The organism is Variovorax ginsengisoli (assembly GCF_030486595.1).
Taxonomy (GTDB): domain Bacteria; phylum Pseudomonadota; class Gammaproteobacteria; order Burkholderiales; family Burkholderiaceae_C; genus Variovorax; species Variovorax ginsengisoli_B.
Map to the genome: position 1 here is coordinate 1 of NZ_JAUJZH010000046.1, position 11935 is coordinate 11935.

General features: G+C 64.4%; 9 protein-coding genes and 2 pseudogenes. 2 read left to right on the top strand and 9 right to left on the bottom strand.

Translation table 11 applies throughout. The features are described 5' to 3' along the window. Nucleotides 1-159 precede the first annotated feature (159 nt). Nucleotides 160-1139: pseudogene (locus tag QZH52_RS36060) on the top strand (IS630 family transposase). Between the two features lie 22 nt (nucleotides 1140-1161). On the opposite strand, the gene QZH52_RS36065 reads toward QZH52_RS36060, so the two are convergent. Further along, entirely contained in the window at nucleotides 1162-1980 is an 819-nt protein-coding gene (locus QZH52_RS36065) for a VOC family protein (protein WP_301816112.1), read from the bottom strand. A 60-nt stretch (nucleotides 1981-2040) separates the two neighbouring features. Beyond that, complete coding sequence (locus tag QZH52_RS36070) at nucleotides 2041-2445, bottom strand: hypothetical protein (RefSeq protein ID WP_301816147.1); 405 nt, start codon at nucleotides 2443-2445, stop codon at nucleotides 2041-2043. Here QZH52_RS36070 and QZH52_RS36075 point away from each other — a divergent pair. Beyond that, nucleotides 2338-3332 (top strand): annotated as a pseudogene (locus QZH52_RS36075) (IS110 family RNA-guided transposase). The gene QZH52_RS36070 and the pseudogene QZH52_RS36075 overlap by 108 nt on opposite strands. 411 nt (nucleotides 3333-3743) lie before the next feature. Here QZH52_RS36075 and QZH52_RS36080 read toward each other — a convergent pair. From QZH52_RS36080 to QZH52_RS36110, 7 genes are all read right to left on the bottom strand, one after another. Next, on the bottom strand, nucleotides 3744-4724 hold the full coding sequence (locus tag QZH52_RS36080) for a threonine ammonia-lyase (protein WP_301816113.1): 981 nt from the start codon (nucleotides 4722-4724) through the stop codon (nucleotides 3744-3746). Then, complete coding sequence (locus QZH52_RS36085) at nucleotides 4721-5794, bottom strand: ornithine cyclodeaminase family protein (protein ID WP_301816114.1); 1074 nt, start codon at nucleotides 5792-5794, stop codon at nucleotides 4721-4723. Before QZH52_RS36085 ends, QZH52_RS36080 begins: the two co-directional genes overlap by 4 nt. Before the next feature lie 16 nt (nucleotides 5795-5810). Then, complete coding sequence (locus tag QZH52_RS36090; protein WP_301816115.1) at nucleotides 5811-7136, bottom strand: NAD(P)/FAD-dependent oxidoreductase; 1326 nt, start codon at nucleotides 7134-7136, stop codon at nucleotides 5811-5813. Between the two features lie 21 nt (nucleotides 7137-7157). After that, nucleotides 7158-7877, bottom strand: a complete 720-nt coding sequence (locus QZH52_RS36095) for a cupin domain-containing protein (protein WP_301816116.1) — start codon at nucleotides 7875-7877, stop codon at nucleotides 7158-7160. A 46-nt stretch (nucleotides 7878-7923) separates the two neighbouring features. Continuing rightward, nucleotides 7924-9405: an aldehyde dehydrogenase family protein gene (locus QZH52_RS36100; protein WP_301816117.1), complete on the bottom strand. Its 1482-nt coding sequence runs from the start codon at nucleotides 9403-9405 to the stop codon at nucleotides 7924-7926. A 142-nt stretch (nucleotides 9406-9547) separates the two neighbouring features. After that, nucleotides 9548-10042, bottom strand: coding sequence for an Lrp/AsnC family transcriptional regulator (locus QZH52_RS36105; protein WP_286538528.1), 495 nt, complete (start codon nucleotides 10040-10042; stop codon nucleotides 9548-9550). A gap of 77 nt (nucleotides 10043-10119) precedes the next feature. Further along, nucleotides 10120-11523 (bottom strand): aspartate aminotransferase family protein, encoded by a 1404-nt coding sequence (locus QZH52_RS36110; protein ID WP_301816118.1) that lies wholly within the window; start codon nucleotides 11521-11523, stop codon nucleotides 10120-10122. Nucleotides 11524-11935 lie beyond the last annotated feature (412 nt).

Below are 11935 nucleotides of genomic sequence, written 5' to 3' on the forward strand. Positions count from 1 at the left end.
TATGAGTCTGATTCATCGTCGCTGCAACGTTCGTGTCGCATCACCGGAGCGATCCCATCTCACACCACAACCCATTCGTTAACGCTATTGACTATGGCGACCATATGAGTGGACTGTAACGTTTAAATTGGAAGTATCATTAGGCCCTCGGAGGGCGCAATGAACTTGACCGAAGCCGAGATCGTGGAACTGCAGCGGCGAGCCAGTGGGAGGACCGAGCGAGCGGACTCGGCGCGTCGAGCGCGCCTGACTGGAGCAAGCGCTTTGCAGCAGATCGTTTGGCAGGTTTGTTTGCTCGTCATGCCGGGCGCGAACGCTACAAGGTGACCGATCGCATCGAGGCGCGTGTGCTGGCACGCACGACCAAGCACACGCCCGCGGACGGCTCCACGCACTGGTCCACGCGCAAGCTCGCGGCCGAACTTGGTGGCGACATCTCGCACATGACGGTGGCGCGCATCTGGGCCAATCACGGCATCAAGCCGCATCGCCTGGAAGGCTATCTCGCCTCCAACGATCCGGACTTTGAAGCCAAGGCCGCCGACGTGATAGGGTTGTATCTGAACCCACCGCAGCATGCGGCCGTCTTCAGCGTCGACGAGAAGATGGCGATCCAGGCGCTCGACCGCAAAGACCCGGTGCTGCCTCTGACGCCGGGGCGCGCCGAGCGCCATGGCTTTGAGTACTTCAGACATGGAACGCTCTCGCTTTACGCGGCCTTCAATACCAAGACCGGCGAAGTGCTGGGCAAGACTGCCACGCGCCACACTTCGGCCGAGTTCGTGGCCTTCCTGACCGACATCGTGGCCAATCAGCCCCGCGGTAAGGAGATTCATGTCATCGCCGACAACCTCTCGGCGCACAAGACCAAGCAGGTCGACGCATTCCTCAGTGAGCACCCGAACCTCCATATGCACTTCACGCCGGCCTACTCGTCGTGGCTCAACCAGGTTGAACTGTGGTTCGCCAAGATCGAGCGTGACGTGATTGCGCGCGGCGTGTTCACCTCGGTGCCCGATCTCAAGAGAAAGCTCATGCGCTACATCCGCAAATACAACGAGCAACCCCAGTCCGTGAAGTGGAAGTACTTCGACCCAACACGGCGAATTACTCCCGATTCAATCGTTACGGCCCACTAGTGGTAGACGGTCCGCTGCGGCCCTAGCTATCAAGGTCGAGATGCTTTTGTGGAACCGTCGAAGCATGCTGTTCTAGTGTCCCTGCTTCGACAAGTCGATTCCGCAATTGCTCGCGCCACTCCGTTCGTCTCATGTGCCCTGGCGTCGCATTCACCGTGTCCTCGGTCAGCTTGTAGATTTCGTCGTCGGATAGGGCCATGTCGAGCGGAATCGAGATTGGCGGTACATACCAGGGAGTGGGTGCAAACAGTTCGATTCGATTGCCTTCGGGGTCAAGAAAATAGATCGACCAAGATCCTCCATGGTTGGTCGGATTGAGGCCGGCGACACCCAGCGCCTTGACCTCAGAATGAAGACGGCGAAGTTCCGCGATCGAGATGACGCGGAAGGAGATTTGATTGACCGTGGACGGCCTGTCGGGCACACGACCTGGAACAAGGACGATCTGATGATGCTCGTCAGGATTCCGAGAGAGGAAGACAACATCGGCGCCCCGGATGTTGGCGCGGTCAGTCACCGAGAAGCCAAGCACGTCCTCGTAGAACTCGACCATCGCAGACATGTCTGAGACATAGAGGCCCATGTGCGAGAAAGCCATCCGCGGTGCTGGGTCCATTTTCATCTCCGGTGGCGGCAACAGCCCCGGAGCCTGCCGCAAGGACATCCGGGATGCATCGATGTTAGTCCCGTTGGCGGCCAACCGATTCAGCGGTGCCCCACAACCGACTACGCGAATGCGCGGACCGCGAGCTCGGTCCAGTTCAACTACCAAAAAATTGAACGGAGACTCCTCGACGGCTGCCTCGCTCCCGATCGGCATCAGCGAGGCGCCGGCGCTCATTCGCCGCCCGGCGGCCGTGCCTTCTTCTGGGCTTCTCGCCCGCCTTGGGAATCGCGAACTTCACGTTTGGGCAGCCATGAAGTCTTCGTAAGCGTTTTTGAGCACCTTGCGGCGCTCCGCAGCACAAATGCCGGCGTCCACTTCGTCGGCTGGACAGGGCAAGGGCGGCGTCGCCGTGCGACTGCACACGACCAGGGAGAATGGGCCGACTTGAAACCCGCGCCAGCAAAGGCTCTCGATCAAACCGTATCTTTCTACTGTGATGGACCCGGCGCCACCCCGATAGCAAACTGGGCGGTCCGTCAACCGCTCTTGCATTGGAGGTTTGTCATGGACATCGACATTCTGGGCATTGACTTGGCCAAGCGCATCTTTCAACTTCACGGTGCAGATCGCAGCGGTCACGCCTTGCACCGCTCCACGGTGATGCGTGACGGCTTCCTCGAGGCTGTCCGCTCGCTGCACCCGCGTGTCGTTGCGATGGAGGCGTGCAGCTCGGCCCATCACTGGGCAAGGTGCTTTCGGGAGATGGGCATCGAGGTGCGTGATCAGCCCTCAGTACGTCACCCCGTTTGTGAAGACCAACAAGAACGATCGCAACGATGCGCAAGCCATCGTCGAAGCCGCCAGCCGGCCAAGAATGAACTTCGTGGCCGTGAAATCGGTGGAACAGCAGGACATACAGGCAGTGCACAGGGTGCACCAACTGCTGGTCCACCAGCGGACGGCATTGATTAATCAGGCCCGAGGCCTGCTGGGCGAGCGCGGAGTGACGATGGCAAAGTCGCCCGAGGCATTCAAGCGCGCGGTGCCGCGGATTCTCAGCGCTTGCGAAGACGAGGTCACCAGCATCTGTCAGTCGATGGTGCTGGAAATCATGCAGCAGATCCAAGCCCTTGAAGAGCATATCCAACGTGCCGAGACGTGGCTCAGATGTTCATGAAGCCCTCGCCGCTGTGCAAGAAGATCGTGGTCGTTGGCGGCGTCGGGACGATCACGGCGACGGCCAGGGTGGCCTCCGTCGGAGATGCCAAGGAGTTCAGGAATGGGCGGCATCTGTCGGCCTGGATCGGCCTGGTGCCGCGCCAATACTCGTCGGGAGGAAAGTCGCAGCTCAAGGGCATCAGCAAGAGGGGCGACACCTACCTTCGTACGTTGCTGATCCACGGGGCGAGAACGGTGTGCGCTACGTCGCGGGCAAGGCCGATGCACAAAGTCGCTGGCGCCAGGACCTAATCGCGCGGCGGGGCTACAACCGAGCGGCGGTGGCGCTGGCCAACAAGAATGCGCGGGTCATCCAGGCCCTGCTGAGCAGCGATACGCCTTACCGGTCGAGCGCCGCGGCGCGCTGAACGAATTCCTCAATCGGTCAGCTCCACATTTTTGATCAAGGGAGGAATGACACCCAGCATAGGTTTGCGAAGCTTTTGAAGTGATAACAAATTGGTTGGACCGACACCCTGAAGCCTGTTTTTAGTTCCGGCTGCCCTTCGGGATCAAGCCGTCTTTTTGCTTAGGACTGGGGTGTGCGGATCTCATCGAGGCTGCGGGCATGTTTCGACGCGCCCACCGACAAGCCGTATACATGCATGCAAACCGTTTACGTCAAGTCACCGAAAAGAGCTTCCAATAGGCGCTGGGTCCATACATGCACGAAAAGGACGATCACCACGAGCCGCGCTTATGTGGTTATGAGGTGGTCTCGGCAAATGATGCTGTGGCGGCGTTGCCTTCCTATCGCGGGCACCCCAACTCGAGAGCGATCAATTGCCGCGTTGAAAGACTTCGGCAAGATCGCACAGATCCCAGTTGCCGCCTGTCAACACCACACAGACCTTTTCCTTCGGCGTCACCTTGAGTCCTTTCGCCAGCAGCGCGCCAATGCCGATCGAGGCAGCCGGCTCTGCGATCAGCTTGGCGTCCTTGGCCAGCATGCGCATGCCCTCGATGATGTGTTCGTCCCCCACCAGCACGATCTCGTCGACGTACTTTTCGATGATGGGATAGGGGTTCTGGCCCGGCACACTGATGCGCAATCCGTCGGCGATCGTGCTCTTCAGCGGCAGCGAAGTGCGCTCCTTGTTGATGCGGCTATGGAAGTACTTGGGAGTCAGCGCCGGCTCCGAGCCCACCACACGTACGGAGGGTCTGGTTTCCTTGATGGCGGTGGCAATGCCGGAGATGAGACCCCCGCCGCCCATGGGGATGATGACGGTGTCCACGTCGGCCAGGTCTTCCAGGATTTCGCATCCGATGGTTCCCTGGCCCGCCATGACCATGGGGTCCTCGAATGCGTGCACTACGGCGTAGTGGTTTTCTGCCGCGATCTCGTAAACGCGTTTCCATCGCGCCGCGGTGTCGCCGTCAAACAGAATCACCTCCGCGCCGAGCGCCCGGGTGTTTTCCACCTTGATTTTCGGGGTGGTAACGGGCACCACCAGAAGCGCCTTGACACCCAGCATCCGCGCTGCGTAGGCCAGCCCCTGGGCATGGTTGCCTGAAGACGTGGCGATGATGCCGTTGGCAACGGCCTCGCGAGGCAGCGACAAGGCCTTGTTCAGCGCGCCCCGGATCTTGAAGGCCCCGGTGATCTGCAGCGTCTCGGGTTTGAGGTACACCTCGCACCCGAGGGTGGTCTCCATCTTCTCGGCGCGCAGCAAGGGCGTGTGACGGATGTACGGTTTCAGCCGCTCCCGTGCTTGGTGGATGTCGCGAAGGGTGGGGTGTTCAAGCAGGGGAATCATGATTGAATGAACTCAAAGGCCATGCCGGTGTTGCTGGCGATGGCGTTGCGATAGATCAGGTTCGACGTCGTGTTGTCCTGAATGGCCATGCCCGTCGAGTCGAAGATCGTGATCTCGTCGTCGGACTCGCGCCCCGGCTTCTCGCCCAGCAGGATCTCGCCGATCTCGGCGTGGATGTCGTGCTTGCTGATGATGTTGTTGTGCAGCGGGTGCCAGGTTTCGCCTTTCTCGACGCATTGCGCGATCGAATCGTTGACGATCTTGGCGTTCCTGAAGATCTCCGGCTCCAGTTCCTGCTTGCCTTGCGTGTCCGTGCCGATGGCGACGATATGCGTGCCAGGTCGGACCCAGGCGGCTTCCACCAGCGAGCCTTTGCCGCGGGTGGTGGTGACGAGAATGTCCGCCTGTTCCACCGCGTCTTGTTTGGAGCGGGCCATCACCACCGGGATGCCGAACTCGCGCTCGATGTCGGCCTTGTACTGGGCGAGGGTCTGGGGGTGGTGGCTCCAGGCATGGATGGCTTCGATCGTCATCACCTCCCGGATCGCCCGGATCTGCATCCGGGCCTGATTGCCAGTCCCGATGGAGGTGATGGTCCTCGCGTTCTTGCGGGCCAGCGCCTTCACCGAGACGGCTCCGGCGGCGCCGGTTCTCAGGCCGGTGATCAGGCTGCCATCCATCACGCAGATGAGCGCGCAGGTTCTGGCGTCGAACAGGAGGATGGTTCCCATGCCGCTGGGCACGCCGTGCTCGGTGGGGTTGTTCGGGAATCCCCCGGACGAGGCCTTCATCGAGATGATCTCGTTGGCCTCGCAATAACCCAGCTTGAAGTCGATTTCGCCCCGGGGTGGCGGGAGGTGGATGCATGTATACGGCGGTTGATTCACCTGGCCACTGTTGAAGGCCTTGTACGCCTCCTCCACCGTTCCGATGACTTCCTTCATGGAAATCAGGCTTCCTACATCCTCTTTGTTCAGCAACAGTGTCTTCATCGGGGTGATCTCTCCATGAATCAAGGGCTCGGGCAACTGCTTTCGGTAGCGCCGCGCGCGGTCGGCCAGCAGGACCATCGGCGTGCCGGCAAACCTAGAAGTCAGCAACCTTGCCCCACGCCGAACCTCTGAACCGTGCCGGGCTGAAAGGCGCGGGATCGAAGATCGGCTTGGCCCCGGACACCAGGTCGGCGATCAGGTGGCCTGCGCCGGGGCCGATGCCGAAGCCGTGGCCGGAGAAGCCCGCGGCCAGGATGAAGCCTGGCACCTGCGGCAGTTCTCCGATACCCGGCACGCCGTCGGGCGTGCTGTCGATGTAGCCCGCCCAGGTGTTGACGATGCGGGCTTCGCGCAGCACAGGCAACAGATCGACGGCACGGCGGTGGATTTCGCGGACACCCGCGGGGTCGGGCGTCGGGTCGAGGATGCGCGCCCGTTCCATCGGTGTGGGAGCGTCCAGCTTCCATCGAGCGCGGGTTTCGTGGCCCCATCGGATGCCTTCCAGGCCGCCGGGAAACACGTTGCGCCAGCGCTTGGCGAACATCGGCAAGAACTGCGGTGCGAAGCGCACCAGCTGTGCCGTGGGGTCGGCGCGCCCTCGGCCGCTGATCGCCAGGACGTAGTGGCCGTCAGGGCGCCGGGTGATGGCAACGCGTGGGCTGGTCAGCGCGGCCGGCAGTTGCTGCTCCACCGGCGCCAGGCGCACGATCGATTGGCGGATCGTGGCGACCGGAAACTGCACGCCGAGCTGGTTGCAGAACGAGGACGCCCACGCGCCGCCTGCGAGCACGGCGGTACGGGTCTTGATCGTCCCCGCTTCGGTCACCACGCCGCTGAGCCGGCCACCCTCCATCTCGATGCCACGCGCGGCGCAGTTCTGGTGGACGGTGCCGCCGAGTTTCATGAGCGCGGCGGCGACGGCCGGCGCCGCCTTGGCCGGATCGGCCGTGCCGTCGCTGGGTGAGAAGACGCCGCCTTTCCACGCGCGGCCGGTCGCCTGGCCACGCTCCGAGGCCTCGCGGCCGCTGAGCATGTGCGTGGTCACGCCAACCGTCGTCGCAAACTCGCGCCATTTGGCCCAGCCGGCAATCTGGGCCTCGTCGTTGCTGAGGTACAGCAAGCCGCAGCGCTTGAAGCCCGTGTCTTCGCCGCTGTCTGCGGCAAACTGATCCCACAACTCCAGGCTCCGGGTGGACATGGGCAGTTCGCGCGCGTCGCGGTTCTGCTGGCGGCACCAGCCCCAGTTGCGGCTCGATTGTTCGGCGCCGATGCGGCCCTTTTCGACCACGGCGACCGACAGCCCGCGCTGGGCCAGGTAGTAGGCGGTGAAGACACCGATGATCCCGCCGCCGATCACGACGACGTCGGCACGGGCTGGCAGGTTGGGCGAGGTCTCAACGAGACGCAGTGGCTGGGACATGGCTGGGGCTCGATCGTCGCCTCAGGCTGCAACGCTCTGGCACACGTAGAGCTTCGCCACGTGATCGCTGCTCTCCCAGCCGATCGGTGCGCCCTGCGGCACGAACAGCGCATCGCCGGTGACGGCAGACAGCACGCTGCCGTCAGGGGCAGCAAACCGCACGCCGCCGGCCAGCAGGAACATGAACTCGTTGAGGCGATGGGCCCGGACGATCCGGTGGTAAGGGGTCGACTCCCAGGTGCCCGCGAGGTACTGCGCGCCGTCGTCGGTGAACACGTTGTCGCTGCGGCATTGCGGCGTGGGACCCAGCAGCGTCTCGGCCGGTGGCGGATTGGACGGCTTGAAGTTGGCTTCGGCGCGCAGTGCAGTGACGCCGCGCTGGGTCGGCTTCTCGCAAGCGGCCGCGCAAAAGACGAACCGCGTGCGCGCTGCAGCCTGGATGTGAAGTGCGGTGCCGCATCCGATGACCGCGCCCGCTTGCGCGCCGAGCACCAGCGGCGCCTCTCCGGCCACCGTCAGGGTCAGCTCGCCCTCCACCACCACAAGGGTCTCGATGTGGGGAAAGCGCGCGACATCGAGGCCACCGGAGAAGCTGACGCGGCCAGCGCTCATCGCGCCTGGTCCTTCCCAGGCGATTTCGCGATCGCGAGCGAAGGGATCGGCCGGGCCGAAGGCGGCCTTGCGGAAAGAGGTCGATGGCGATGCGCCATCGGCGCGGTGCAGCAGCAGGGCCACGGTCATGGTCGTTGTTCCTTTGAGTTGCGGGTATTTGTCTGCGTTCGCGCCCTCATGCGGCAGTGGGCGCCGGGCCTTCCAGGTAGCCGAGGATGGCCTTGGTCTCGAGGTATTCCTCCAGGCCTTCGACGCCGTACTCGCGGCCATTGCCCGAGCGCTTGTAGCCGCCGAAGGGCGCATCGGGGCTCCAGGGCGGGTTGTTGAGGTGGACCTGCCCGGCGCGGATGCGCAAGGCCACCGCGTGCGCAGCCGCCAGGTCGCGGCCCTGCACGTGCGCGCCCAGGCCGTATTCGGTGCCGTTGGCGATGGCCACCGCCTCGTCCACGCTGTCGTAGGCGATGATCACCAGCACCGGGCCGAAGATCTCTTCCTGCGCGATCCGCATCTGCGGCTGCACGTCGGAGAAAAGTGTCGGGCGCACGTAGCAGCCACGCTCCAGCCCCTGCGGCCGACCGGGGCCGCCGCAGACGAGGCGGGCGCCTTCGGCCATGCCGACACCGATCATCTCCTGCACGCGATTGAACTGCGCGCGATTGGCCACTGGGCCGTGCGTGGTCTGCGGCGACCGCGGATCGCCCACGACAAATGCAGAGGCTGTCTCGCATGCGAGCCGCTCGACCTCCGCGAGGCGTTCGCGCGGCACGAGGATGCGGGTGGGCGCACTGCAGGACTGGCCGACGTTGCGCATACCGGCCGCCACCGCAGCCGGTATGGCGCGCGCGAAATCGGCATCGGGCAGGATGACGTTGGGCGACTTGCCGCCCAGTTCCTGCGCCACGCGCTTGACCGTCGGCGCGGCGGCCTGGGCCACCAGCACGCCAGCCCGGGTGGAGCCGGTGATGGAGATCATGTCGACGTCCGGGTGCGCAGCCAGAGCGGCGCCTACCTCTGGCCCTTGGCCGTTGACCAGGTTGAACACACCCGCCGGAGCGCCGGCGTCGTGCATCACTTCCGCGAACAACAACGCGCTTAGCGGCGACAGCTCGCTGGGCTTCAGGACGACGGTGCATCCCGCCGCCAAGGCGGGACCGACCTTGGCGGTGATCTGGTAGAGCGGCCAGTTCCAGGGGGTGATCAGGCCGCACACGCCGATCGCCTCGCGCACGATGGCCGTGTCACCCCGATGGGTGAGGAAGGGATAGCTGCCCGCAATGTCCCGGGCCACGCGGATGTGCTCCGCCGCAACAGGCACCTGAGTGCTACGCGCCATGCCGATTGCCGCGCCCATCTCCAGTGAGATGGCCTGGGCAAACAACTCCGCGCGCTCGAGGATCAGACTGTGCACGCGATCGAGAAGCAAGGCCCTGCTGTGCGGGGAGCTCACGGACCCTGTCACGAAGGCGCGCTGCGCTGCAGCCACCGCGGCAGCAACGTCTCTTGAACTTCCCAGCGCGATCTCCGCGACGGGCTCGTCCGTCGATGGGTCGACGACGGCGCTGCGAGCCTGCGCTTCGGGCACGACCCACTCGCCGCCAACGTACATGCGGTCCAGGCGGCAAGCACTCCTGAGGTGTTCGATGATCGGGGAGTTCATGGCAAAAAGTTTAGGCTGCGTGCCCCTCGCGCCGGTGCTGCAATGAGGGTCTTGCACGAAGGAGCCTGCGGTTGTGCGAGTCGCTACAAGCAGATCCTGCCGTCGGCCACGTGCAGCCGGGAATGGACGGAACGAAAGCGCCTCAGCGCGGATGCGGAAACAGCCGCTCGATCGGACTGTGCGTCTTGATGAACGGCGACTTGATGACGATGTAGCTGAAGTACTTCGCGATTCCGATGTTGCGTTCGAGCAGTTCCTCGATCACTTCCTGGTAGTGGTTCACACCCCGCGTCAGGAAGCGCAGCAAGTAGTCGTAGCCGCCGCTCACCAGGTGGCATTCGAGCACCTCGTCGACCTCGCGGATGGCGGCCTCAAAGCGCACGAAATCCTCACGGTGGTGGTCCTGCAGCGTGACCTCGGTGAATACGGTGAGCGTGTCGCCGAGCTTCTCCAGCCGCAGGTGGGCACCGTAGCCGGCGATATAGCCGGCCTGCTCGAGCCGCTTCACGCGGATCAGGCAGGGGCTGGGCGACAGGCCCACCTCATCCGCCAGGTCCACGTTGGTCATGCGCCCGTTCTTCTGGAGTTGCGCCAGGATGCGCAGGTCGAGTCGGTCGATTTTGAAGGCTTCTGACATGGCGGTGCCGAAAAACGAAGATAGCCCGATTCTGCGTCTGTCTCGTTGTGTTGGGGGGTCGGTATGCGGGTTTTCGCTCAGGCAGCCAATGCAGCGCGAACGTCCGGCGCTTCGAGCACCTCGTCGAGCGTCTTCTTCAGGCGCGAGAACATCTGCGCGAACTCGTCTTCGGTGAAGGTGAGCGCCGGCGCAAAGCCGAGAATGTGGTCGCCGAAGGAACGGAACACCAAGCCGTTTCGGTAGCCGGCGGCGAAGATGCGGTCGGCCAGGCCGAGTGCGGCATCGAAGCCGCGCTTGCTCGCCTTGTCGCTCACCAGCTCGAGCGCGCCGAGCAGTCCGCGATAGCGCGCATCGCCTACCAGCGGATGCGCACGCAGCCCATCGAGCCCGGCCGCGAAGTGGGCCGCGCCGCGCTGGCCGTTGGCGAGCACGCCGCCCTCCTCGTACAGGCGCAGCACCTCCAGCGCGACCGCGGCGCTGACCGGGTGTGCCGAATAGGTCGCGCCATGTCCGATCGACGCGCCCGCCGGCGCACCGTCGGCGATGCCGGCATAGACCTGCTCCGACATCATCGTTGCGCCCATCGGCGCGTAGCCGGCGGTCAGGCCCTTGGCCATGGTCATCAGGTCGGGCTCCACGCCCTCCGCCTCGCACGCGAACATGGGGCCGGTGCGGCCGAAGCCGGTGATGACCTCGTCGACGACAAAGAGGATGCCGAGCTCGCGCGTGGCCTCGCGCATGGCCTTCAGCCAGCCTTTGGGCGGAACGATGACGCCGCCCGAGCCCTGAATCGGCTCGCAGAAGAAGGCCGCCACGTTGTCCGCGCCCAGCTCGGCCACCTTGGCGCGCAGCGCCGCGACCGAGGCTGCGATCAGCGCCTGCGGGTCGGCGCCGTCCGCATGGCGGTAGGCGTAGGGCGACGGGATGTAGTGCTGCGTGGGCAGCGGCAGGTCGAAGCCGCGATGGAAGGCCGGCAATGCGGTCAGGCCGGCGCCGGTAGAGGAGGAGCCGTGGTAGCCGCGCTCCAGCGCGATGAACTGCTTCTTCGACGGCTTGCCGGTCGCGTTGTGGTACTGCACGATGAATCGCACCGCGGCGTCGATCGCCTCGGAGCCGCCGAGCGTCAGGTACACGCGGGTCAGCGAAGCCGGCGTGATCTGCACCAGCTTCTCGGCCAGGCGAATGGCAGGCTCGCTGCTGAAATGGAAGTAGCCGGTCGCATACGGAAGGCGGCGCATCTGCTCGGCCGCGGCCTGCACCACGCTCTCCTGCCCGTAGCCCACGTTGACGCACCAAAGGCCGGCGAAGGCGTCGAGCAGTTCGTGGCCACTGGCATCGGTGAGCCACGCGCCGCGGCCCGAGGCGAGCACGGTGGGCCCGCGCTGCTCGTGTACGCGCCAGGGCGAGACGGGATGGATGAGATGGGCGCGGTCGATGACATCGAGCGCGGCCAGGTTGGGGAGTGCGGCGGAGTGCGTCATGGAGGGGCGGTGGTCGGGTTTAAGGATGTCCGGAAGCTTAGGCCGCGCGCCTCTCGCGCTGGTGCTAGATTGGGGTCGTTGCGCAGAGCAGGCTGCGGTTGTGCGAGTCGCCACAGCAGATACTGCCGTCGCGTCCATGCCGGGGGGCTCTACGACGGGCGCACTCGACCGGCGGCAGCCGCGCCCGACACAAAGGCCAGTAAAAGCCCGAAGGTGGCACGGTGCGACTTGCCAGTAATTGCCTTGAAGACGCTTTCCACAAAGTCCAATCAGAGCATGCGGCGTCACGTTAGAGCTCGAGGCACCGTCTGCCATCCGACGTTCGGGGGAGGCGACAGAAGAAGATGCCGGCAGCGCGCCGACAACGAAATCCTGTGCCGCAGCGCGCACCCACTTTGGTTCAGCGGCGCAG

Bases quoted from the DNA above. Each gene is read 5' to 3' on its own strand.
- QZH52_RS36065 (WP_301816112.1), bottom strand. From the start codon at position 1,980: ATGAGCGCCGGCGCCTCGCTGATGCCGATCGGGAGCGAGGCAGCCGTC.
- QZH52_RS36080 (WP_301816113.1), bottom strand. From the start codon at position 4,724: ATGATTCCCCTGCTTGAACACCCCACCCTTCGCGACATCCACCAAGCA.
- QZH52_RS36085 (WP_301816114.1), bottom strand. From the start codon at position 5,794: ATGGTCCTGCTGGCCGACCGCGCGCGGCGCTACCGAAAGCAGTTGCCC.
- QZH52_RS36090 (WP_301816115.1), bottom strand. From the start codon at position 7,136: ATGTCCCAGCCACTGCGTCTCGTTGAGACCTCGCCCAACCTGCCAGCC.
- QZH52_RS36095 (WP_301816116.1), bottom strand. From the start codon at position 7,877: ATGACCGTGGCCCTGCTGCTGCACCGCGCCGATGGCGCATCGCCATCG.
- QZH52_RS36100 (WP_301816117.1), bottom strand. From the start codon at position 9,405: ATGAACTCCCCGATCATCGAACACCTCAGGAGTGCTTGCCGCCTGGAC.
- QZH52_RS36105 (WP_286538528.1), bottom strand. From the start codon at position 10,042: ATGTCAGAAGCCTTCAAAATCGACCGACTCGACCTGCGCATCCTGGCG.
- QZH52_RS36110 (WP_301816118.1), bottom strand. From the start codon at position 11,523: ATGACGCACTCCGCCGCACTCCCCAACCTGGCCGCGCTCGATGTCATC.